The organism is Gilliamella sp. wkB308, assembly GCF_001690185.1.
GTDB classification, from domain to species: Bacteria; Pseudomonadota; Gammaproteobacteria; order Enterobacterales; family Orbaceae; genus Gilliamella; species Gilliamella apicola_I.
This window is the reverse complement of sequence record NZ_LZGN01000007.1, coordinates 105,839-128,946: the sequence shown is the minus strand read 5'-3', so window position 1 is coordinate 128,946 and position 23,108 is coordinate 105,839. Positions and strand designations below refer to the sequence as shown.

The 23,108-nt window shown below is 34.7% G+C and carries 21 protein-coding genes; 13 read left to right on the top strand and 8 right to left on the bottom strand.

What is annotated here, in order from left to right; all coding sequences use genetic code 11:
* Positions 1-139: 139 nt before the first annotated feature.
* The 5 genes from A9G10_RS01520 to A9G10_RS01500 all read left to right on the top strand — a co-directional run bounded on the left by A9G10_RS01520 (position 140) and on the right by A9G10_RS01500 (position 6,365).
* Positions 140-2,035 carry a beta-glucoside-specific PTS transporter subunit IIABC gene (locus A9G10_RS01520; protein ID WP_065557938.1) on the top strand — a complete coding sequence of 632 codons (1,896 nt, stop codon included), beginning with the start codon at positions 140-142 and terminating at the stop codon, positions 2,033-2,035.
* A 3-nt stretch (positions 2,036-2,038) separates the two neighbouring features.
* Positions 2,039-3,433 (top strand): glycoside hydrolase family 1 protein, encoded by a 1,395-nt coding sequence (locus tag A9G10_RS01515; RefSeq protein WP_065557937.1) that lies wholly within the window; start codon positions 2,039-2,041, stop codon positions 3,431-3,433.
* Positions 3,434-3,556: 123 nt separating this feature from the next.
* Positions 3,557-4,897 (top strand): OprD family outer membrane porin, encoded by a 1,341-nt coding sequence (locus tag A9G10_RS01510; RefSeq protein ID WP_065557936.1) that lies wholly within the window; start codon positions 3,557-3,559, stop codon positions 4,895-4,897.
* A 26-nt stretch (positions 4,898-4,923) separates the two neighbouring features.
* Complete coding sequence (locus A9G10_RS01505) at positions 4,924-5,688, top strand: histidine phosphatase family protein (protein WP_081298960.1); 765 nt, start codon at positions 4,924-4,926, stop codon at positions 5,686-5,688.
* Between the two features lie 137 nt (positions 5,689-5,825).
* Positions 5,826-6,365, top strand: a complete 540-nt coding sequence (locus tag A9G10_RS01500; RefSeq protein ID WP_065557935.1) for a methylated-DNA--[protein]-cysteine S-methyltransferase — start codon at positions 5,826-5,828, stop codon at positions 6,363-6,365.
* 126 nt (positions 6,366-6,491) lie between these two features.
* On the opposite strand, the gene A9G10_RS01495 is transcribed toward A9G10_RS01500, so the two are convergent.
* Positions 6,492-7,025 (bottom strand): hypothetical protein, encoded by a 534-nt coding sequence (locus tag A9G10_RS01495; RefSeq protein WP_065557934.1) that lies wholly within the window; start codon positions 7,023-7,025, stop codon positions 6,492-6,494.
* Between the two features lie 410 nt (positions 7,026-7,435).
* Positions 7,436-7,765, bottom strand: coding sequence for a nitrous oxide-stimulated promoter family protein (locus A9G10_RS01490; RefSeq protein WP_065557933.1), 330 nt, complete (start codon positions 7,763-7,765; stop codon positions 7,436-7,438).
* A gap of 82 nt (positions 7,766-7,847) precedes the next feature.
* Here A9G10_RS01490 and A9G10_RS01485 point away from each other — a divergent pair, with 82 nt between their 5' ends.
* Positions 7,848-8,669, top strand: coding sequence for a shikimate 5-dehydrogenase (locus A9G10_RS01485; RefSeq protein ID WP_081298961.1), 822 nt, complete (start codon positions 7,848-7,850; stop codon positions 8,667-8,669).
* A 57-nt stretch (positions 8,670-8,726) separates the two neighbouring features.
* Here the strand turns inward: A9G10_RS01485 and ycaO are convergent, their stop codons facing one another.
* A complete protein-coding gene (gene ycaO, locus A9G10_RS01480; RefSeq protein WP_065557931.1) occupies positions 8,727-10,493 on the bottom strand; it encodes a 30S ribosomal protein S12 methylthiotransferase accessory factor YcaO in 1,767 nt (588 codons plus the stop codon).
* A 142-nt stretch (positions 10,494-10,635) separates the two neighbouring features.
* Here ycaO and A9G10_RS01475 point away from each other — a divergent pair, with 142 nt between their 5' ends.
* Complete coding sequence (locus tag A9G10_RS01475; protein WP_065557930.1) at positions 10,636-10,923, top strand: DUF4282 domain-containing protein; 288 nt, start codon at positions 10,636-10,638, stop codon at positions 10,921-10,923.
* Between the two features lie 38 nt (positions 10,924-10,961).
* On the opposite strand, the gene tsaD is transcribed toward A9G10_RS01475, so the two are convergent.
* The 4 genes from tsaD to coaE are packed head-to-tail and all read right to left on the bottom strand — an operon-like array spanning position 10,962 to position 13,583.
* On the bottom strand, positions 10,962-11,984 hold the full coding sequence (gene tsaD / locus A9G10_RS01470) for a tRNA (adenosine(37)-N6)-threonylcarbamoyltransferase complex transferase subunit TsaD (protein WP_065557929.1): 1,023 nt from the start codon (positions 11,982-11,984) through the stop codon (positions 10,962-10,964).
* Entirely contained in the window at positions 11,984-12,202 is a 219-nt protein-coding gene (gene yacG / locus A9G10_RS01465) for a DNA gyrase inhibitor YacG (protein ID WP_065557965.1), read from the bottom strand. The genes tsaD and yacG overlap by 1 nt, the downstream gene beginning before the upstream one ends.
* A gap of 32 nt (positions 12,203-12,234) precedes the next feature.
* Positions 12,235-12,972, bottom strand: a complete 738-nt coding sequence (gene zapD, locus A9G10_RS01460) for a cell division protein ZapD (RefSeq protein WP_065557928.1) — start codon at positions 12,970-12,972, stop codon at positions 12,235-12,237.
* 2 nt (positions 12,973-12,974) lie between these two features.
* Positions 12,975-13,583, bottom strand: a complete 609-nt coding sequence (gene coaE, locus A9G10_RS01455; RefSeq protein ID WP_065557927.1) for a dephospho-CoA kinase — start codon at positions 13,581-13,583, stop codon at positions 12,975-12,977.
* 373 nt (positions 13,584-13,956) lie between these two features.
* Here coaE and lexA point away from each other — a divergent pair, with 373 nt between their 5' ends.
* Together lexA and A9G10_RS01445 are read left to right on the top strand one after the other, a co-directional pair.
* The gene (gene lexA / locus A9G10_RS01450) at positions 13,957-14,580 is read left to right on the top strand and encodes a transcriptional repressor LexA (RefSeq protein WP_065557926.1); all 624 of its coding nucleotides are present in this window, start codon (positions 13,957-13,959) and stop codon (positions 14,578-14,580) included.
* 48 nt (positions 14,581-14,628) lie between these two features.
* Positions 14,629-14,994 carry a hypothetical protein gene (locus tag A9G10_RS01445; RefSeq protein WP_065557925.1) on the top strand — a complete coding sequence of 122 codons (366 nt, stop codon included), beginning with the start codon at positions 14,629-14,631 and terminating at the stop codon, positions 14,992-14,994.
* Between the two features lie 119 nt (positions 14,995-15,113).
* Here A9G10_RS01445 and ptrA read toward each other — a convergent pair whose 3' ends face one another.
* Complete coding sequence (ptrA, locus tag A9G10_RS01440) at positions 15,114-18,008, bottom strand: pitrilysin (protein ID WP_065557924.1); 2,895 nt, start codon at positions 18,006-18,008, stop codon at positions 15,114-15,116.
* 328 nt (positions 18,009-18,336) lie between these two features.
* Between ptrA and A9G10_RS01435 the strand changes: the two genes are divergently transcribed.
* From A9G10_RS01435 to A9G10_RS01420, 4 genes are all read left to right on the top strand, one after another.
* Positions 18,337-19,527, top strand: a complete 1,191-nt coding sequence (locus A9G10_RS01435; RefSeq protein ID WP_065557923.1) for a YaiO family outer membrane beta-barrel protein — start codon at positions 18,337-18,339, stop codon at positions 19,525-19,527.
* Positions 19,515-20,438: a hypothetical protein gene (locus tag A9G10_RS01430; RefSeq protein ID WP_065557922.1), complete on the top strand. Its 924-nt coding sequence runs from the start codon at positions 19,515-19,517 to the stop codon at positions 20,436-20,438. Before A9G10_RS01435 ends, A9G10_RS01430 begins: the two co-directional genes overlap by 13 nt.
* Positions 20,439-20,443: 5 nt before the next feature.
* Positions 20,444-21,871, top strand: coding sequence for a glycosyltransferase family 2 protein (locus A9G10_RS01425; protein ID WP_065557921.1), 1,428 nt, complete (start codon positions 20,444-20,446; stop codon positions 21,869-21,871).
* A 76-nt stretch (positions 21,872-21,947) separates the two neighbouring features.
* Positions 21,948-23,090, top strand: coding sequence for a hypothetical protein (locus tag A9G10_RS01420; protein ID WP_143425919.1), 1,143 nt, complete (start codon positions 21,948-21,950; stop codon positions 23,088-23,090).
* The last annotated feature ends 18 nt before the right edge of the window (positions 23,091-23,108 follow it).

Genomic DNA, 23,108 nt, shown 5'->3' with positions numbered 1-23,108 from the left:
CACTATCATTTATTTATGCTAGCCTTAGCAAATAAATTTTGGATTGTTATTACATAGCATTACATGTTGTGTAAGCAAAACCTAATCACCTCGACTTGAGGTGGTTAGGTTTTTTTTTGCATTTAAAAAAGGATAAGGTATGAAAAACAAACAACTTGCCGAATCAATTATTGAATATGTTGGTGGTCAAGACAATATTATCAGTCTGGTACACTGTGCAACTCGTTTAAGATTTGCATTAAAAGATGATAATAAAGCCAATGCAGATATCCTCAAAAAACAAAAAGGGGTGATAACGGTTGTGCAAAGTGGTGGGCAATTTCAAGTTGTCATTGGTAACAATGTGGCAGATGTATTTAACAATATTATGCAACTCACCAACCTCAATGAGAAATCTAATGCCGAGACACAAACAAATAAAAAATCAGGCTTTTTATCGAAGTTAATTGATCTTGTTTCCGGAATTTTTATTCCCGTGTTAGTCGTGATTGTGGCTGGTGGGATTTTAAAAGGTTTAATCTCTTTATTGCAGGTTTTGGATGTTATTCACCCAGAAACACCAACCTATGAATTCTTGTATGCCATAGCGGATGCCCCACTCTATTATTTACCTATTATATTAGGTTTTTCCGCAGTAAAAAAATTTGGTGGTAATCCTTATGTTGGAATGGCAATAGGAGGTGCATTAGTTCATCCTAATATTGCCAATATGATACCTAGCGGTCAGTTTTCATTAGAAACAGAAATGTTTTCAATACCAATACAATTAATTCCTTATGCATCATCAGTTTTCCCCATTATTTTAGCAGCTTGGTTCTATTCTTTACTTGAACGAACTTTCAATAGAATCATGCATGATTCCTTTAAAAAATTTATCGCTCCCCTGCTTGGAATTCTTATCACCGTTCCATTAACTTTTGCGGTCATTGGCCCTGCGGTAACGTATGTCAGTAATGGTATTGCAAATTGTATCATCTTTATGTATGAACTTAGTCCGGTTATAGCGTCCATGGTTTTAGCCGCACTTTGGCAAGTCATGGTAATATTTGGTATTCATTGGGGACTTGTTCCATTTGCCTTAAATAACTTATCGGTTTATCAAAATGACTTTATGTTACCAATTCTGTTTCCTGCTGTGTTCGCGCAAGTTGGTGCTGTATTAGCGGTAAGATTTCGAGCCAAAGATCCTGAATTCAAAGCGTTAGCAAGTTCGTCGGTATTGTCTGGTATTTTTGGGGTAACCGAACCGGCAATTTATGGTGTCAATTTACCGTTAAAAAGACCATTTGTTATTGGTTGTCTGGCAGCTACTGTCGGTGGAGGCATTGTTGGTTATTATCACAGCGTCATTTATTCATTTAGTTTTATTAATATTTTCTCCTTTTTACAACTCATTCCACCAACAGGCATAGATGAAAAATTTTATGCTGTCGTCGTTGGTTGTATTCTTTCATTCATCTTAGCACTGATTGCAACCTATCTATTTGGTATGCCAAAAACTAAACCGACAGCTCCAGATGAAGCTGTAGCAACAAACAATCCTACCCCTTCTAATCCGGTTAATCTGCATCCTGTCACCATTTTCAGTCCGTTGACAGGAAAAATAATGCCATTAAATCAAGTTAACGATCCTACTTTTGCCAGTGAACTAATGGGTAAAGGCATTGCTATTATTCCAACAGAAGGGAAAGCTTACGCCCCTGATGACGGCGAAGTTGTATCACTGTTCAGAACCAAACACGCTATCGGATTTCAAACTGATTCTGGCGTGGAAATATTAATCCATATCGGGATCGATACCGTTAAATTAGACGGTCAACATTTTCAAGCACATGTTCAAGCCGGTAGCAAAGTCAAAAAAGGCGATTTACTTGTCAGTTTTGATATCGAGGCAATCAAACAAGCAGGCTTTGAAGTTACCACGCCGATCATCATTACTAACAGTGATGACTATCAGAATATCCAGACTATTCATCCATCAGAAACTATTGAAAAGGGTGACGTTTTATTAACGTTATCAGCTAATAAGGAGTAATACATGTTAACACAATTTCCGAAAGATTTTCTTTGGGGCGGCGCAATTGCCGCCAACCAAGTTGAAGGTGCCTATCGTGAAGATGGCAAAGGTTTATCTACATCAGATTGTACACCAAATGGTTTATTTGGAGACATCATCGATCGTAATAAAAACACGATAACTGGCATTAAAGATCGTGCTATTGATTTTTATCATCGCTATCCTGAAGATATCGCTTTATTTGCTGAAATGGGATTTTCGTGTTTAAGAACGTCAATTGCTTGGACTCGAATCTTTCCAAATGGAGATGAAGAGCAACCAAATGAAAAAGGACTGGCATTTTATGACAAACTGTTTGACGAAATGTTAAAACACAACATTACGCCACTTGTCACCTTATCGCATTACGAAATGCCCTACTACCTTGTCACACAATATGGTGGATGGGGAAATCGTAAAGTCATCGACTTTTTTACTCGTTATGCCAAAACCGTATTTGAGCGCTATAAAAATAAAGTGAAATATTGGTTAACTTTCAATGAAATCAATATGTCATTACACGAGCCCTTTACCGGTGTCGGATTGGATAGACACAGTAGTAAAGAACAGATCTATCAAGCCATTCATCATCAGTTAGTCGCCAGCAGTAAAGCGGTAAAACTATGTCATCAAATTATTCCTGATGCCAAAATAGGTAATATGTTATTAGGCGCTGTTGCTTATCCTTTAACACCTAAGCCTGAAGATGTTTGGGCTACTCATCAAGAAAATCATGGTTGGCTATTTTTTGGTGATGTCCAAGTTCGAGGTTATTACCCGACGTATATGAAACGTTTTTTCAGAGAGAACAATATTAATTTAACGATTACCGAACAAGATCGACAAGATCTTAAAGAAACGGTCGATTTTGTATCGTTCAGTTACTATATGAGTTGTTGTGCAACTTCGGATGAATCTCAAAAAACAAAAGGCAATATTTTAGATATGGTACCGAATCCGTATTTAAAAGCATCGGAATGGGGTTGGCAAATCGATCCAACAGGAATCCGTTATCTATTAAATATGCTTTATGAACGTTACCAAAAGCCATTATTTATTGTTGAAAATGGCTTAGGCGCAAAAGATAAATTAGAGGCTGACGGTACGATAAATGATGATTATCGTATTAACTATATGAACGATCATTTAGTAGAAATTCGTGAAGCTATCGATGATGGTGTCGAAGTGATGGGCTACACCAGTTGGGGACCAATCGATTTGATTAGTGCCTCCAAAGCCGAAGTAACCAAACGTTATGGATTTATCTATGTCGATTTAAATCAAGACGGTTCTGGAACGCTTAAACGCTATAAAAAGAAAAGCTTCTACTGGTATCAATCGGTCATTGCATCAAAAGGCGAAGTTTTAAAATCTTAACTTTTATGACATAGCTAAAATTGGAAAGTTACTGCGTATAGCAGGCAAAACCTAAATAGCATTAAAGATAACGTTGCTTAATTAGCTATTTAGGTTTTTGATAATTAAAAAAAGGATATAAAAATGAAAATAAGATATTTAACTTTCGCCTTATTCAATATCATGTCTTATTCCGTTCTCGCAACCCCAATATCCAGTAATCATTTACAATCAAGCTCTATAGAGAATGCTTTTATTACCGATAGTAAACTTGATTTCTCTACCCGTAATCATTGGAAATATTTAAAAGAAAATGCCGCTCAACCAAAAGAAGTGCACAGTGCTTGGGGACAAGTTTTCACGTTGAATTATAAATCCGGCTATCTGTTTGATACCATTGGATTTGATATCACGTATGATAATGCTATAAAACTGGGTGCAAGTGACTACTTTGCAACGCGTAATCTACTTTATAACCATGGTAAAGGATATAGCAAACACAATGCACATGGCTTTAATAAATTTACTCAGCGTTATATAAAAATAAAACTGGGTGATGATAAGATGAATTTTAATGGTAAAGTGGGTTGGCACAGTGTAAAAGATTTAGGCATCATTAGTTCTTCACAACATTTAACTCGAAACAGCTATCTTGGATTTAGTGGCATATTAAAATATGATGACTTTGCGTTTTCATTTGGTCGTTTTGACAGTGCCTTACCCCGTGAATCTGCCCAAAAAGTTCACTTTTTATCGAACGATCGAAAAAAAGTCATTGATAACATCTCAACTGTTGAAATAGCTTATAAAAATAGTGATACCAAAATCGACTATTCTTATGGTGTTGCCAAAGATTACTTAAGACGGCATGCGATTGAATTATCTTATAAACCCGTTAAAAATTTAACCTTGGGTTCACAATTTTATGGTAGCTATGCGATGAAAAATTATGATGCCATGAAACAAAATAGAAAAGAGTTTGATTCCCATGCATGGCACTATGCAGCCGACATTGAATGGAAAGAACAAGACTTTAGCATCAAAGTGGGGCTTGCCTATACCGATGCAAATAAACATAATGCTCTTGGGTATTATGGACGCCATATCGGTAAAAATAACCGAGGTCGTTTTAATGGACTTGCTGCCGCAGCAGCAGATTACATGCGCGATGGGGAACTTGTTTTCACCACCGTATTAAATTATGATTTTATTAAGGATAATACCACCGGATTGTATATGAATTATGCTAAATTTAATTATAAGCATGACCGATTAAAAAATGGTGAAATCAACATTTTCAATATTTGGAAACCTAGCACTGGTATGTTTAAAAACCTCTCAATCTTATCAAAAGTAGGTTATGGATGGTCTTACAAAACAATGAGTGCTTCTGATGCCACGCCAAACCTGAAACATGGAAGAGCACAACGTTCTCCAACCTTATCAGCGGAAACTGTCATCGATTATCGATTTAACTTATTTTAAAATTTTTGTTATACAAAGGATGAAACATGAAAAAATCAATTCAATTTATTAGCCTACTTTTTGTTATGGTTATATCAATTTCACAAGCTTTTGCCAATGAAGTGACGATCTATTTAACCCGTCATGGTAAAACCATGTTTAACAATGTCCATCGTGTGCAAGGATGGTCTGATACACCATTAATTCATTCCGGTATAGAGGTTGCCGAACAATTAGGACAAGGCTTAAAAGATGTCGAATTTATAACGGCCTATTCCAGCGATTTAGGTCGAGCAAGACAAACTGCACGTATTATCTTAGAAAGTAAGGGCGATACATTAGCAATTAATGAAATGGAAGCCCTGCGTGAAGCCTGCTTTGGCGATTTTGAAGGCGATCTTGATCCGAATATGTGGAATCCTGCTGCACAACATTTAGGATACCCTTCTGACAAAGATTTAATGGCTGATCTTGCTAAAGGAAAAATAACACTACAAAAAATGTTAGATGCCGTTGCAGCGGTTGAAAAATCGGGACAAGCGGAAAATTATCAGCAAGTGAAAAAACGAATGGAAATCGCATTAAAAACTATTGCTGAATCAGCAAAAGCACAAGGTGGTGGTAACGTATTAGTCGTTTCACATGGTATTGCGATTATGTCTATGGTAGAAGATCTGCTTGATGCCCCTATTACGTCTCCACTAGGCAATGCGAGTGTCACCAAAATTCGTTATACCGATGAAGGTAAATTTGTCGTCGAAAGTTTTGGCGATATGAGTTATGTCGAAAAAGGTAAACAAATCACAAAATAACGTCTTAATCTCATTTGGCTTGCTTAAGTAAGCCAAATGACGGGATAAAATAGACAATATCAAGAAAAAACTAGAAATTATGTTAATAAACAAGCATAATTTTATTCCAATGTCGTGTTTCAAATTTTAAGGTTTATATGTTTTATTCATCTAATTACTCATCTCCATTAGGATTAATTACGCTGGCAAGTCGAAACGATCAACTTGTTGCTGTATGGATTGAAGGACAAAAATATTTTGGGGATACTGTAAACCAACCGCTTGAAAACAAACCTAACTTACCTATTTTTAACTGCACAAAAAAATGGTTTGATCACTACTTTTCAGGAAAAAATCCGGCTATCAATCAACTTAATTTAGCCCCGATAGGTACACCTTTTCGTCATCAAGTTTGGGATATTCTCTGTAAAATTCCTTATGGTGAAATCATCACTTATGGCGATATCGCTAAACAAATTGCGAAAACCAATCAACTTGCCAGTATGTCAAGCCAAGCTGTCGGCGGTGCAGTTGGGCGTAACCCCATATCCATTATCATTCCTTGTCATCGAGTCATTGGCAGTAACGGCAGTTTAACCGGTTATGCAGGTGGCATTGATAAAAAAATTAAACTTTTGCAACTAGAAGGCGTTGATACCCATAAATTGACGATACCCACTAAAGGCACTGCACTTTAAAAAACTCAGGTTATCAAAGAAGGTAAAAAACTTATTAAATGATGCGACTTATTAACGATACTTGATTTGGCTCTATTTTTTAAGCATACGCGATACGATGACCTATTAATATTTAGCTAAAATTGACTATAGATAGCCTTTATCGGATAAACAAATCCGCATATTATTTTGAACTTCTAAACGGTTATAATCTAAATAATCCAAAATACCTTCAGGATATTTTGAGTTTGAATAACCGTAAACATCAAAATTGTGATGCAAACAACTATTCGGATCAATATTCTTAAGTTGTATAAGATACAAAAATGCAATATCTCCTTTAGTTAATTCGTTTAATTTCAATTTGGTTGGTAAATAGACCCAATCTGTATTTTGGATATTGTTTACCAGAATTTCCACCATTTTTTTATTGTTTTTAGTATTAACAAAAAAGATATCAATATCAAAATCATCAATATTACTATTCCATGATAATTGGACACCTTTATCAAAATAGATCGCTTCTATAATATCACGTTGCTGATTTGATGAATTTTTAGAATTACTTGGTCCAAATTCGAAGGATTTGGTGATACCAGAATCATTATATTGATACTCTTGGGCTTGAATAACAAACGACAAATGTGCTAATAATATAAAAATTATTGATATTTTCTTCATTATTAAATTACCTTAAAAAAGGGCTTTGATATTTAAACTTTTTAACAGCTAATGAAATGATCACCGATAACTTTGATTGTGAGCGTATTCATTTGCATAGGGATCAAGTGTTTAAATATTTATCATCCTTTTGTTTTATGTCATTAAATAAAAACAGATAATAGTTATTTAAGACATCGCTACTTTTAATTGTGGACACCCATTATCATAATGACGATATTTTACAAGTTATCTGAACAATATAATATAGTACACCATTATAACCAATTTTTACTTTTTAAAACAGACGGATATAAATTTAAACCTGTTTAATGGTAAATATGGATTTTGACGTTTTTTAATTTTTATAATAGTGCTTTCAAACTTATCCTTTGTGAGATTAAATCATGTCGCAAAATTGATTAAAAAAATTACTTCTTAGTCAAATTTTTATAAAGATGTTTGAGTGCCATAATAGGATGATAAATCATCATTCTTGGGCCAGAGAAACGCATAACTTGCTTAATTTTTTGTTTATAATCTTTACGATAACAATGTTTTGGACAACGTTCACAGGTTGTTTTATCCTCACCAAATCGGCAAAAGGTTAAGCGTTGCATTGCATATTTTAATAAATCATTACACTCATCACATAAATGATTGTTGGGAACATGATGCCGTTTGTGGCAATAAAGATAAATCATTGTGCTAACGGTGGCTTTTTCTTGTTGTATATTAGGGCCTGTATTATTTGCTACCATAATTCAATACGTCTAAATCGAGAAAGTGTTAAAATTAAAAAATAGATGAATATGATCACAAGGAACTATAAAAATGGCAAGAATTATCAATAAAGATACGATTGTTTGTATGTCATTGGCTGCCAGACCAAGCAATTTTGGTACTCGATTTCATAACTTTTTATATGAGAAACTCGATCTCAATTATCTTTATAAAGCTTTTACGACCAATAATTTAAAAGATGCAATATATGGCATTAAAGCGTTGGCAATTCGTGGCTGTGCTATTTCTATGCCTTATAAAGAAGCCTGCATTGAATTTCTTGATGAACTCGATGAATCAGTTAAATCTATCCATTCAGTGAATACTATTGTAAATACTGACTATTATTTGAAAGGCTATAACACAGACTATATCGCTGTTGCAAAACTGATTACTTTACATCATATTGATAACACCACTCCATTTGTATTAAAAGGCAGTGGTGGTATGGCTAATGCCGTTGTTGGCGCCTTTTTCGATGCCGGTTTTACCCAAGGAATTATTGCCGCACGTAATCAAGAAAAAGGCGAAGCGTTAGCAAAACGATACAATTATCGTTGGGTAAAAGATGAAACTGAAATTTCACCCGAACAAGCAAAATTGATAATTAATGTCACACCTATCGGGATGCAGGGCGGGAATGAGGAAAATGATTTAGCTTTTCCAGACAGCATGATTAGCCATGCCGATATTGTGTTTGATGTAGTTGCCATGCCGGTTGAAACACCTTTGATGAGTTATGCCAATCGATTAAACAAAATAACCATTTCAGGCGCAGATGTTGCAGTTTTACAAGCCCTTGAACAATTTTACTTATATACGGGAGTAAGGCCAAGTGAAGCGCTGGTTAAGCAAGCTGCCGACTTTGCCCGACAAGGTTAACGTTTAATTCTTCCACCAATTGAATTTGGTGGAAGAATTAATTAACTTGATAGCACTTTATTGCATAGCTTGATGCAATTTCTGATACACAGCTAATAATTTTTGATGCATGGCAAATTGTTCAACATCATCATCAGCTGATTCAGCGGTCGTTAAAGCGTCTTTTAGACCGTAAAATGATTTCTCGCCAATTGCATATTGCCACATGTTATCAACACAAGCTTGACCATACATTTTATTGAAGGCCTTTTGATAATCACGGAATTGGCTTGCACCACGTTGAAGAATAAAATTCACCAAAGTTTGTAAACAACGATAATCATGATTTCTTTCAGCTGACAAAATAGATTCATTCATTTCTATCGTCCAATCAATCCATAGCTTAGCTTGTTCTAAATCTTTAGCGGCTAATGCCAGCATTGCTTTTAGCTCACCAACACGTAGTGTTAACCAAGCGTTATCTTTACCTGTAGCGATACCAAGCAGTTCACGAATTCGTGCAAAATCATCTAATCCTTCTTCATCTAACTGTTCAATAATGGCAAGATATTGTTCAGCAGAATATTTTTTTACCGGTAGTGACAAAATAAGATCACGAAGATGAATCGCCATATTGTTATTGGCTAGGATAAGATCTTCAGGCGGATAAATCTCAGACATGCCGACCGCCAATATACGGCAAGCATATACACCAAGGTGCTCATAATCCATAATTAACACTTCCGTATTTTGTTCATGGAAAATTGCCATAAGATTATTAAATTCTTGTTCCGTTGTCCCCGAAAAATCCCAATCTACAAATTCATAATCGGCTTGTTGCTTAAATAAATCCCATGATATTAAACCACTTGAATCAATAAAATGGGTTTCTAAATTGCTTAAATCTGCAATTTCATCATTATCAAAACTTGGTGGAGAGAAAACATCAAGATCTTTTAAACTTCTGCCTTGTAATAGTTCGGTCACCGTTCTTTCCAGCGCAACACCAAAATTAGGGTGAGCACCAAAAGAAGCATAACAAGTGCCATTGTGAGGATTAAACAAAACCACACAAATCACTGGATATTTTCCGCCAAGAGAGGCATCAAAGCAATAAAGTGGAAATCCTTCATTTTCGAGTGATGCTATTGATGCTAACACGCTTGGATAGCGATGAATCACTTCTTCAGGAATCGTCGGTAAACTTATTGCTTCAGCAATAATTTTATTTTTAACGTAGCGTTCAAAAATTTCAGATAAACCTTGCACTCTGGCTTCATTACGTGTATTACCGGCTGACATACCATTTGAAGCATATAAATTAGCAATTAAGTTCACCGGAACATAAACAATTGTTTGATCTGTTTGAGAAACAAATGGTAAAGCACAAATACCACGTTCACGATTACTAGACTGTAAATCGATAAGATCGGTTGCATTTAATTCTTGTTCTGGATCATAAAATTGCAATAATTTTTCCGATAATAGACCTTTTGGCAAACTATTATCTTCAGGCACTGCAAACCACTTTTCCGTTGGGTAGTGAACAAAATTAGCCGTTGCTGCTTGTTTTCCCAAATAAAAATCAGAAAAGAAATAATTAGTTGATAACCGTTCAAAATATTCACCTAAAGCCGAGGCAAGTGCGGCTTTTTTACTTGCGCCTTTACCATTAGCAAAGCATAAAGGACATTGAGTATTTTGTATATGAACTGACCAGACATTAGCAACAGGATTAAGCCAAGACGCCTCTTTGACGTCCAATTGATACTGAGCTAATTGTTGATGGAAATAGTGGATTGAATCTTCAAGTGCGGCATCTTTGCCAGTAATATAAGTTTTCATAAATGTTTAATCTTTAATTGCATTGATTTCCTCTAAAAAATGTACTCTAATATACAACGATTATTTTAGATAATCATCTTATAGTTTAGCTTTTTATATACTTTAGTAACCTAAATTTGACCAAACAATATTGGGGAAAGATATGAAAGATTTTAAACCTATAGATTTACTTTTCTTTAATCGTTTAATCATGCCAAGTGTATTAACCTTTCTGTACTGGATAACATTAGCTTGCGTCGTTCTGGGTAGTTTATTCAACATTTTTCAGGGTAATTTTCTTTATGGATTGTTCGGTTTAATTAGCGGAGCTATTGCTACCCGCATTTGCTTCGAATTAATCTGTGTCTCATTTAGTATCAATAGAAATTTAGAAAAATTGGTTGCAATGCAATCTGAAAACACCAATAAATTGTCTAATTCAGATAATTAAACATGCTCTTTTACTAAACTGACTAAATATATCCAACACTAACTGTTGGATATATTTAACGCCCATCGGGGATTCACCTCAATAGCCAAATTATTACTTTCTTTAGATTGCAAGTGAATCATACCCGCATAAGCTATCATCGCACCATTGTCGGTACAAAACGCTACTCTAGGATAAAAAACTTGTCCTTTTCGCTGTTGCATTAACTGTGTTAATTTGTCACGCAAAGGCTTATTGGCACTCACACCACCAGCAATGACTAAACGGTTAAATCCAGTATGATCGAGTGCTCGTCGGGATTTGATGACCAAGGTATCAACTAATGCATCTTCGAAAGCACGGGCAATATCGGCTTTGGTTTGTTCATCAATCGCATTATCTTGACTATGCTGATGAATGGTATTGGCTGTGGCTGTTTTAAGACCGGAAAAACTAAAATCAAAACCCGGTCTATCTGTCATCGGTCGAGGAAAATGAAATCGAGAAGATAAGCCCTGCTCAGCTAATTTTGATAGTTTTGCTCCTCCAGGATAATCAATCCCTAGCAATTTAGCAGTTTTATCAAATGCTTCACCTGCTGCATCATCAATTGATTCACCAAGTAGCTGATATTCCCCTACTCCAGTCACACTAAAAAGTTGAGTGTGTCCCCCTGAAACTAATAAAGCCACAAAAGGAAACTCTGGCGGATTATCTTCAAGCATAGGGGCAAGTAAATGACCTTCCATATGATTGACAGCGATTGCAGGTACATTCCACGCATAAGCGAGTGATCGCCCAATCGAGGCGCCCACCATTAATGCTCCAATTAGTCCAGGCCCAGCCGTATAAGCCACGCCATCAATATCATGCGCAGTTAAATTGGCTTCTTTTAAAGCCTCTTGAATCAGTGGTACTGTTTTACGAATGTGATCACGTGATGCAAGTTCCGGTACCACGCCACCATAATCGGCATGTAACTTGACTTGTGAATAAAGTTGATTAGCAAGCAATCCATGTTGATCATCATAAATCGCCACCCCTGTTTCATCGCAAGATGTTTCAATACCCAAAATTTTCATTACTGATTACCTGAAGAGTTGAATTTATCATCTTCGCTCCAACGATCTTGTTCGCTTATCTCTTTATCAGCAATGCGGTGTTCTTCAGTCGCCCAATCACCAAGATCAATAAGTTGGCAACGTTTACTACAAAAAGGTCGATAAGGACTAACGTCTGACCATTCAACTTGTTTTTGACAAGTCGGACAATTTACAAAAGTGTGTGTTTGATTACTCATTTCAGTTTCTTCAAAAATAGGCTTTACCATAACTAGCAACAAGCTAGTTCAAATTCAATCGAATCATGTGTTGTGTTTTCACAAGTTTCAAGGGGTAAAAAACGGATACTATATCGTGACATATGCCCAGATACTTGAGGATAAACATTTTTATCTAATGAAACACGAACACGGATTAAGTTGATTTCTCCATTAGTTTCTTGAAAAAAATTGTTACTACAATGATATTTTTTAAACTCACCCAGCTGTCTTATGAGTTGCATACAAGAAGATAATGCATCATCTAATAAAGACAATTGTTGCAGCCAATTTCTTACCTGAAGATTTCGTGTTTCTTGAGACAATTTCAACCATAAATAAAAGAAAGGCAGGTCAAAACTACAACATCCACCGGGAATGGTTAAACGTTGCCTTATTGACGTAATAAAACGGTCGTCTTTTAATGACTGTCCTAAACGGGCAGTTGCATTAAATTTGACTAAAAACGAATCAAATCGGAGGATTAAATCACTGATTAGATCCTTATCAACACCATCAATATTCATCCATGAAATCAGTTTTTGTTTTTGTGATTCAATTTCTTTAATGAGTTCGCCTCTGACATCACTGCGCTCTATTATCTCAAGAAGTTCAGATAAGGCATGGAAAAAGAGCAGCGCATTATTTTCATTTAAATGACAATGCGTATTAATTTGTTTTAATAAGAATTCTAATCGTAACCAAGTACGCATTTTTTCATTTAAAGGATGTTCAAAAATAATATTATTCATACTTATCCATTCTTAATTTTTGAATTTTTTAAATATTGTTGATGTAATCTACAAACTTGCTGTTTTAATGAATCTAAATCATCGTTGTTAATAATAATATCATCAGCATAAGACAAACGTTTGTCAGAACAAACCTGTGCAAATATCATTTTTCGGGCTAATGACTCATCAATATGATCACGATTCATAAGACGTTCTAATTGCAATGATTCAGGTAAATCTATCATTAATACTCGATCAGCGAAATGATGTAAATTATTTTCAACAAGTAATGGTACCACCCAAATGACATAATCAGCAGTTTGCTTTTCAATTTGAGCTTGGGTTTCTTGCTGTATAATTGGATGTAATAAACTGTTCAACCAAAGACGTTCATGGTCATTATTAAAAATAATTTCTCTTAATTGGCGACGATCCAATTCACCGTCGGGTAAGACAATTTCTTGACTAAAATGTTTAACAATTTGAGAAAATGCTAAGGTGCCACTTTTTACAATTTGGCGAGCAATAATATCAGCATCAATAATTGGAACCCCAAAATCAGCAAATAGATGGGCAATGGTACTTTTACCACTGGCAATTCCACCACTAAGTGCGACAACATAAGGCATGAGACAATTCCAATTAAAAAACTATTTTGCATAGTATATCATACTACTGACCTTCATTATATAACCTTAATCTCTGAAACAAAACAAGGAAAACGCATCATAAAACAGTCCACGCCAATACACAAAATTAAATGCGCTATCATTTTTGCTAACACTATGAATATATGTAAACTATTATCATTTGATGTTGATGCTCATGTTAAGATTTAAGCTCAATTTTTTGTAATAAAAGCCAGATAACATTCACATTAATAAATACAATAAAAATCCTGTTGAATAAAAATAAACTAAAAATCAATGAAAGAAAGGGTTGGCATTATTAACGTAGCTGTATATAATCACATGTATCTGTATAAATAAACAGGAAAATCGAATGAGACCATTAACTGAACGCCAACAGCAAATATATGATTTAATCAAAGATAATATTCAAACTACCGGAATGCCACCTACACGAGCAGAAATAGCTAAAATATTAGGTTTTCGTTCAGCTAATGCAGCAGAAGAGCATTTAAAAGCGCTAGCCAAAAAAGGCGCTATTGAAATGATTGCCGGCTCATCAAGAGGTATTCGCCTGTTACTTGAAAATCATGAAAAAAATGAAGCGGAAGGTCTACCGCTTATTGGTCAAGTGGCAGCGGGTTCACCAATTCTTGCTCAAGAACATATTGAAAGTTATTATCAAGTAGATCCCAGTTTATTTAAACCCAATGCCGATTTTTTATTACGTGTACAGGGAATGTCAATGAAAGATATCGGTATATTAGATGGTGATCTACTAGCGGTGCACAAAACTCAGGATGTTAAAAATGGGCAAGTTATTGTGGCACGCATTGAAGATGAAGTGACTGTTAAACGCTTATCTCGCCAAGGTCGATATGTTCATTTGATTGCCGAAAATAGTGAATTTTCTCCGATTCGGGTTGATCTTGAACAACAAAATTTTGCTATTGAAGGCATTGCTGTCGGGATTATTCGCAATGGATCATGGTTATAACTTAGTATAAAATAGTCACAAATTATAGCTAATTCAGGAGAAAATGGTATGTGGCTATTTTGGTTATTTGAAGCGTTGGGATTTGTTGCCGTTATTATACTCATTTTTGTTTATTGCCGTTTTCGTAAACAAGGATTTTGGTCATTTCTTTGGCGACGTTTGAAATGGGTTGCTATTGCTATTCTTGTGGTTTGGCTGGCTATTGCAATATTGTGTCGCAACCACTTATTTAGTGCAGTTCACTGTTATTTTCGAGGTGAAAGTATGCATGCCAACACCAAATATTCAATCTATCTAAGTGAATGCCAAGTTGAAACGCCAAGTGGTAGTTACGTGCCAATTGAACGATCCAGAGCGATACCCGGTTCAAATGACAATCATAATGAAGATAATACTATTGATTATTTGCATTAATACTTAATTCATCTAGAAATTAGGATAAAAAATAAGGTAATTTTTGTGAAAATTACCTTATTTTTATTTGAGTTATATGATTCTATAATCCGTTTTAATAAACCTTATACACATCAAATTTATTTACTCATTTCATTTAATAAAGTATGTTGTAAACTTGAAGCATTGTCAAAATCCGTCAACTCATTACCACTAATAGCTTGCGGTACTTTTGAACCGTCTAATGGTTTACCTAATACCTGCGACGCTAGCACTAAACCTTTATGTTCCATAACAGAATGAGTATAAAAGTTAATTAAATCTTGCTGGGTAATTTTCTTCAATTGATTGATTTTTTTCTCACGTGAATCAAATTTAAAGCGTGATAAACGATAATCAGACAGATAAAGATTTAATTCTTCATCCAACGTTTGTGGTGGCATTGTCAATTCATTGAGCACGCCTTTTTTATATTGCTCAACATCTTGATCGGATAATTCTTTCAATTTACTTAACATGTTAGGATAAAAATTTTGATAACGTTTAAGTAAATAATCAGGATCATACTGATTACTTTGAATTAAAAATCCTAATCCTGACGATTCACCTATAGAAAACGGAATGGTAAACACGGCATAGCCAAGCTGCTCGTTACTACGTAATTGCTCATAAAAAGAAGGTTCAATCATTTTGGTCAACGTATAACTTAAAACTTGTCCCTCGATTTCATTATAATCAGCTGGAACGTATCCAATCATTAAAGCATTATCGCTTGAGGTTGCATGTTGCGTAATTTTTGCCGTCTGTGTCGATGTTATTTTGATCGTTGGTTTTGGTTCAAACTCGATATTCGCATCCAACGTTTTTTGAATTTCCTGATAAAGTTTGAGTGAATTATCGTTCGATATATTTCCTAAACTGATCATATACGGAACAGATTTCGACAGTAACTTATCACGATAAGTCAATACATCATTGACACTTATATCCGCTGTTATTCGGCGTTTATCATTGCGTTCGAAGTAAGGAATGAAGGACAAAGCTTTAACCGGTTGCATCGATAATAAATAGCTATTAGCATGATCAGCGGCATCAAGTTTTTGGAGATACCAGGATTTCGCTAATGTTAAACTTTGCTCATCAATATTAACATTACGATAGCTACTTAGGATAGCAGTTATCATATCCGGCAGATGTTGATTAAAGCCTGTCGCCGTTATCATGAGACCATTATCACCCGAGCATGACAAAGACATTCCAGCGACACCTGCCTGAAATTCTAATTGCGCTAAATTTCGACTGACAATATAGTCAAGTAAATAAAAAGAAACCTGCGATTTTACATCATTAAATGCCTCGTTATTGCGCAATGAAACTACTATGGCAGCTTTCGGGTCTTGTTTAAAATATTGACTGGCTAAATGAATATGATTTCCCCGTTTGTTAAACTCAACGGCTGGTAATGGAGTTTCACTTTGCTTTACTATCGAAAAGTCATCGGGGATATAAGGATTGAGCGCCGGTAAAGTAAACGAAAAATCTTTACCTAACGCTGTCCAATTTACTTTTTCTTCTTTAGTAATGTTATCAATTTTGTAAGGCGCTTCGACAAAATAAGCGGTTTTATTGGTTGTTTGATTCGGTGAAATCGTCCAAATTCGGGCATTATCGGCAGTTAAACTTTTTAGTCGAGCGATAATTGCAGACTTATCAAAATGCGTTGCAATATAATCTGAATTAAGAATATTTTGAATTGGATATAACAACATCTGATCCGATAACCATTCAACATAGGACATATCCCGTTCAATATCTTGATATTTAAATCCTAAATCTAAGACTTTCTTAAACTCCTCATAATAAGCATCGGTTACGCCTTCTTTTTGAATTAACTGCAAATAATTAAAAATGGCGCCTATAACTTTATCTTTCTGGCTAAGCCCTGCATCGGTTAAACTGACATTAATACTAAAAATACCACTATTGCCATATCGATTAGGTGAAATCGAGGAAGAGATACTCTCGATTAATCCTTGTTTTTGAAGTTGGTCAGATAATGTATTTTGGCTACTGTTACTAATTAAATAAGTGATATATTCATCACTTTTATCGGCAAATTTAGCTAAATTGTTTTCAATGGGAAACTGTAATAACAACAACTTTTTAGGTTGTGCAGGTATCATATAAATTTGTTTACCTAATGAATCCGATGTCATTGCCTGCTTATCAATTTTAGGCGCAATAGTATGACGATTGGGAATCTTTCCATAGGTATCTTCGGCTAATTTTGCCAATTTATTAATCGATTGATTACTGTAAATAACCCCGACCATAATATTGGCAGAATAATAATCGTGATGAAAATTGACTAACGCATCTTGCAATTTACTGTCTGGCTTATCACTTAATGTTTCTAAGTTACCACCTGAAAATTGTGATGCAGGATGTTCTTGATTAATGGTTTCTGCATTAACTTGCTCAATTCTAAAACCATCATTGGATCGTGCCATGGTCAATTCGGCATTAACGGCATTGCGCTCTTTATCGGCAAATTTTGGATCTAAGATAGGCTCGGCAATGGCATCCGCTAAATAATCTAATGCTTTATCAAAAGCACTATTTTCAACTTCAAAATAAAATGCAGTACGATGCGCGGCAGTACTTGCGTTATAACTTCCGGTATGACGGCTTAAAAATTTAGAAAAACTTGCTGGTTTAGGATACTTTTTTGAACCCATAAGTACCATGTGCTCAGTATAATGCGCTAAACCTTGCTGTGATTTTGGATCTTGCAATGAACCAACAGGCAGCGCCAGTGAGCCAAGCGATTTGACTGCATTGGGATCAGAAACCAGTAACACCTGCATTTTGTTTGGTAACTCAATAACTTCATATTGACGTTTATCTCGTTCACTTTGTTGAACCTTTTCCAGTAATACCGGGTGAACAAGCTTATTATCCATTGCGCAAGAAGAGTTGGAAATAATGAATCCTAACGCAGTAAAAATAATCAATTTAATTTTCATCTTATTCATATAATTTTCCCATTTAAAAAAACTATTATAGTCTTAATTCAACCATTAAGGGCAAAAAAACATAAATAAACAATAGCTATCAAACTAAACAAAACTACACCAAATATTTCTATTCTTTGTTATATGTATTTTATATAATCCACGCGTTTGGATAACCTAAACCGTGTAATTAAAATTACATCATCCTGTGATATTACCTAAGATTTCTATTTTTTGCTGATTCAGAACAACTCATTGATTAATTTTCATCATTTCAATAGTGCTTTGATTCATACACAAATAAAAATAAAAACATAGATTTTGAAATATATTGAATTAAGGTGGTTTTATGTCTTATAAGTTAGTCTTAATGCTAAGTGTTTTTGCCTACAGTTCTACTACATTAGCAAACCCAATTTATGGAAATAACGCAATCAAAGCTGAACAATTATTAAATGAAAGCATTGAAGCCAAAAAAACGCAAAATTTTAAGCTCGCTGCGCAAAAATTAGAATCCGCACTTCTACTATCGCCAACAAATTCAGACATTCTTGTCCAACTTGGATTTAACTATTATGCACTAAAAAACTTAGATCAAGCAAAACAAGCGTTTCAAAAGGCTTTAGTCTTAGCTCCCAACTATGTAGATGCCCAATATGGATTGGTCAGCGTTGTGTTAGCACAAAATATTGATAATCCGAGTGAAGCTGAATTACTACTCAATCACTATTTAAAGCAATCACCCAATGATACTCAACTGTTAACATTAAAAAAAACAATTACTGACATCAAAAAATCGATTCATTACTGGACGCTCAATGTTGCAGGTACTCATAGTCATTTAACAAAATCTTATGCTGATTGGAACGAAATGGAGTTTGCACTATCTTACAAATTATCAAAAACAAGTACCATTACAGGTCATGTTGCTCAATCTCATCGTTTTAATATGAATGATCAAAGAATTGGTACAACATTTTGGCATACGCTAAATGATCGCGCTTACGGCTACTTATCAGGCTTTACTGCAACCTCTAAAAAATTTTTTGCACGTTATACCTTAGCAAGTGGAGCTGACTATGTTTTATTACCATCGACAAATGACTATCTTAATTCCCTTCATATCACGTTGGATTTAAAGTTTGACCACTACAATGACGGAAATATTAAAAGCATTACGCCTGGGATTGAACAATACTTTTTGAATGACCGATTATCAATTGCTGGTAAGTGGTACAATACTTATGATCAAGATAATAATCATACTAACGGTTTTCTAATTAAGCTAACCGCATCACCAACCGAAAAATGGCATCTATTTATCGGTTACTCAAATGCTCAAGAAACATCAGATCGTTCTAACCGCTATAATCATTCATTAATCAAGGCGAAAGCACATTTCGTGGGACTAACGTACGATATTTCTAACAGATTTAGTCTTCAATTTAACTACACTGCTGAAGGTCGAAAAGACACCAACCGCAACCGTAATTTGTACAACAAGAAAACAGTAGGATGTGGTATAAAATGGACATTTTAATACGGTATATGAATATTTACAATGTCAGTATGATTTTTGCTGGTCTGATAATTGTTTTTATCACGTCAATAATTTATCTAGACCGAAGATATCATCGGAAAAGATTTAATGATTTAAAACTAAAATTAGACAATTTGATTGAACAAAAAAGTAAAGTAAACGCCTTTTATGCAAGCAAAATATCGAAATACGCATTAAATTCCGTTGACTTAATTGCCGCTGTTTTTGCTGAAAAACAGTTTAATGAGCTTGAACCGGTATTACCACTGTTTGAAAATGAAGTATTTCAAAAAAAATTGCGCACTTTATTAAAAAAAGGAACAACAAAAGAACGCATTGATGCCGCAAACATGTTGTCTTACTACCCTTCCACGCAAACCTTTGCGGCGTTGAACCATGCTTGTAAAAACCATAATCCAGAAGTTGCTGTTGCAGCAGCACTTAGTTTAGCGATCAGTAATCCTAACGTCACTCTTGATGAACTCATAATTTTATTGTCTCACTCAATATCGCAAAATGGTCTTTTTTGTTTTTTACGATTAGTTCCATCCTTTAAGCTTATGGAGTTTGAAACCGAAATAGCAAATCAACAATTTAACAAAGCGGATGATAATCTATCCAACATTTTAACCCAAATTTCTATAAATTATATCACGCCTTACGCTATGTTAGCTAAAGAAGATCGACGCGATTATATGCGGGCGTTTTATGAATCGTTAATCGATTTACAAAATAGTTCTTCCGGTATTATTCACAGCTGTTATCTACTTAATTTCATCAATGAATTCTGCTATCAAGAAAAGATATGTAGTATTGAAGAGTTGATCACAGAATATTTTGATTTTACGACTAAACGATTTGTCCATATCCTCGATAAAAATAACAACATTTTCAAAATTAAACACGGGTAAACTTTATGAACAATGATTTATACTATGCAATCAAGCTTTGCATGGAAGTGCTGGTTATTCTCATAATGATTGTCGGACTTTTACAAGTGCTCATCTATTTTTTGCAACTTATTATTTCTGTATATGTACTGATTAAAGCGCGAGACAACGATAAAAAAATTCAGAATATTAAAAAGAACGAAGGTATTTTACCGGCTATTTCCATTATTATGCCAGCTTATAATGAAAGCGTTACCATTATCGATAGTATCGAATCAATGCTTGCAACGGAATACCCTAATGTTGATATTATTGTGATTAACGATGGCTCAACCGACAATACTTTTCAATTAATTTATGACCATTTTCGATTACAAGAAACCGTTCATAATTTAAATAATATGGAACAAAATCACCTGTCTCATGCCAAAATAAGAGGGGTTTATATCTCTCAAAAAGATAGCCGTCTTCGCGTGATAGATAAAGTCAATGGTGGCAAAGCCGATGCGCATAATGCGGCAATCAATTTAAGTCAAGCCCCTATCGTTTGCCTTATTGATGCTGATTCAATATTAGAACCCGATGCATTAACTAAAGCGGTTATTCCTTTTATTTACAGCCCTAAAACTATTGCCGTTGGTGGAACGGTTCGAGTTGCAAACAGTTGTTTGATTAATAAAGGGGTGGTAACAAAAATAAAACTATCAAGAAAGTACATTGTCCAATTACAAGCATTAGAATATATGCGTTCATTTTTAATGGCTAAAGTGGCCTGGAATCATATTAAGATATTACCGATTATATCAGGCGCATTTGGCTTATTCCGTCGAGATTTAGCGATAAAAATTGGTGGATTTTCGGCTGACTCGGTGGGTGAAGATTTTGACTTTACGGTAAAATTACATAAACTAATCTATGATACCAAAGCCAATTATAAAATAGAATATGTCCCAACAGCAGTATGCTGGACTCAGGTACCCGAAAAATGGAAAGTATTAAAGAATCAACGAATACGTTGGCATATTGGTGCATTGCAAACCTATTTGCATTTTCGGGAGTTTACTTTTAAGCTAAAATATAAAAGATTAAGTTTTATCCTTTTACCCTTTTCGATTTTAACCGATATTTTAGGGCCGATTGCTGAATTGTTAGGTTATGTATTATTACCCCTTTTTTGTTATTTTGATGTGGTCGATGGCAATTTAATTTTATCCTATTTTTTACTTGTTATTAGTTACAATATTTTAATCACCTCGACCGCCATTGCCATTGACGGCCTCTTGTTAAGAGGATTAGATAAAATCAGATATTTTGTATCACTACTTTTTATTTCGCTAATTGATAATTTTGGCTATCGACAAATCTGTTTATATTGGAAGTTTAAAGGTTTTTTCCGTTTGAAAAAAGGTAAATTATCTTGGGGAAAAATGGAGAGAGTTAAATTTGATAAATAACATTAAACGACTATTAAACAATGTACTATTTATTCTAATTACTTTCATGCCTGCGGCTTTTGCGGGAAATGTTTCGATGTTAAACAACCTTAAAAACACCAGAACGAACCTATACGATACGGCATTTCAACATGATTTGTCGAATCCTAAAAGCAATCCCGTTTTAAGCGCCATGGTAAACACGACGCAAATGATTGAACCAATACCGATAAGTGATCCAGTTCCGGTTATGATTGATCAAAATCAACCATCATCACTTGATAAAGTCACTCAACCAGATAGTTCAAACGATCCAAAACAGGGCATTGAACAATCAACACATCCAGTTACACCGATGGATAACTTAACTTTTCCTGAAAAAAAACGCAATCTTGCTATGTGGAATTGGGAAGCAACGACATGGACTAACTCACCTAACCAATTTATCACAAAAATAAAATCAAAAGGAATCAATCAGATCTATCTACAATTATTTATTGAAAACCAGCAAATTGAATATGAAGAACAGCTAATAAATCTTTTAGACATCGCATTTCAAAATGGTATTGAGATCATTGCTGTTGAAGGAGCAGCAGAAATGATACTTGAAAGTGGTTTACAAAATGCGATTGAACGTAATCAGATAATAAAACAATTCTGTCAGCGACGTATAAATAAACCTTGTCTTGCTGGAATTCAATATGATATAGAGCCCTATTTATTAAGTGATTATGACCAAAATAAAGATCTGATTTGGCAACAATGGGCGCAAGCGATAAAAAAATTGAGTGAAAGTTGGGGAGGAAAAATGGAGATCGTAATCCCCTTTTGGTTAAAAGATATTAATCAAAGCAAGCAAATTATCCAAAATATTGAACCTTATTCCTTAAAATATATTATTATGGTTTATCGTACTGATTATGAACTGATTTATGATATTAGTGCTAAATGGTTATCATGGGGAGATGACAATCTTCATAAAATCGTTATTGCGCTTGAAAATGGTATACTCAGTGAAGAATTAGAGAAATATTATTCACTTGACCAAACTTATAGTGAAATCGAAAAAGAGGCAAATGATGAGAATTCTGCTGATCAGATAGTAGACTACTCAAAGATTAGCTTTGAAGGTAAAGAAGATGAGCTATTTGACATGATTAATGCCTTGACTGAGGTATTTTCTAGTTGGAGTTCTTTCGATGGTTTTGCTATAAATGGGCTTGCTGTTGAAGAAGATTAAGTAAGAGCTAGTAACCTA

Bases quoted from the DNA above. Each gene is read 5' to 3' on its own strand.
- A9G10_RS01435 (WP_065557923.1), top strand. From the start codon at position 18,337: ATGTCTTATAAGTTAGTCTTAATGCTAAGTGTTTTTGCCTACAGTTCT.
- ptrA (WP_065557924.1), bottom strand. From the start codon at position 18,008: ATGAATAAGATGAAAATTAAATTGATTATTTTTACTGCGTTAGGATTC.
- lexA (WP_065557926.1), top strand. From the start codon at position 13,957: ATGAGACCATTAACTGAACGCCAACAGCAAATATATGATTTAATCAAA.
- A9G10_RS01510 (WP_065557936.1), top strand. From the start codon at position 3,557: ATGAAAATAAGATATTTAACTTTCGCCTTATTCAATATCATGTCTTAT.
- A9G10_RS01430 (WP_065557922.1), top strand. From the start codon at position 19,515: ATGGACATTTTAATACGGTATATGAATATTTACAATGTCAGTATGATT.
- A9G10_RS01425 (WP_065557921.1), top strand. From the start codon at position 20,444: ATGAACAATGATTTATACTATGCAATCAAGCTTTGCATGGAAGTGCTG.
- A9G10_RS01475 (WP_065557930.1), top strand. From the start codon at position 10,636: ATGAAAGATTTTAAACCTATAGATTTACTTTTCTTTAATCGTTTAATC.
- A9G10_RS01515 (WP_065557937.1), top strand. From the start codon at position 2,039: ATGTTAACACAATTTCCGAAAGATTTTCTTTGGGGCGGCGCAATTGCC.
- A9G10_RS01420 (WP_143425919.1), top strand. From the start codon at position 21,948: ATGTTAAACAACCTTAAAAACACCAGAACGAACCTATACGATACGGCA.
- A9G10_RS01505 (WP_081298960.1), top strand. From the start codon at position 4,924: ATGAAAAAATCAATTCAATTTATTAGCCTACTTTTTGTTATGGTTATA.
- A9G10_RS01490 (WP_065557933.1), bottom strand. From the start codon at position 7,765: ATGGTAGCAAATAATACAGGCCCTAATATACAACAAGAAAAAGCCACC.
- A9G10_RS01520 (WP_065557938.1), top strand. From the start codon at position 140: ATGAAAAACAAACAACTTGCCGAATCAATTATTGAATATGTTGGTGGT.
- zapD (WP_065557928.1), bottom strand. From the start codon at position 12,972: ATGAATAATATTATTTTTGAACATCCTTTAAATGAAAAAATGCGTACT.
- A9G10_RS01495 (WP_065557934.1), bottom strand. From the start codon at position 7,025: ATGAAGAAAATATCAATAATTTTTATATTATTAGCACATTTGTCGTTT.
- yacG (WP_065557965.1), bottom strand. From the start codon at position 12,202: ATGAGTAATCAAACACACACTTTTGTAAATTGTCCGACTTGTCAAAAA.
- ycaO (WP_065557931.1), bottom strand. From the start codon at position 10,493: ATGAAAACTTATATTACTGGCAAAGATGCCGCACTTGAAGATTCAATC.
- coaE (WP_065557927.1), bottom strand. From the start codon at position 13,583: ATGCCTTATGTTGTCGCACTTAGTGGTGGAATTGCCAGTGGTAAAAGT.
- A9G10_RS01445 (WP_065557925.1), top strand. From the start codon at position 14,629: ATGTGGCTATTTTGGTTATTTGAAGCGTTGGGATTTGTTGCCGTTATT.
- A9G10_RS01500 (WP_065557935.1), top strand. From the start codon at position 5,826: ATGTTTTATTCATCTAATTACTCATCTCCATTAGGATTAATTACGCTG.
- tsaD (WP_065557929.1), bottom strand. From the start codon at position 11,984: ATGAAAATTTTGGGTATTGAAACATCTTGCGATGAAACAGGGGTGGCG.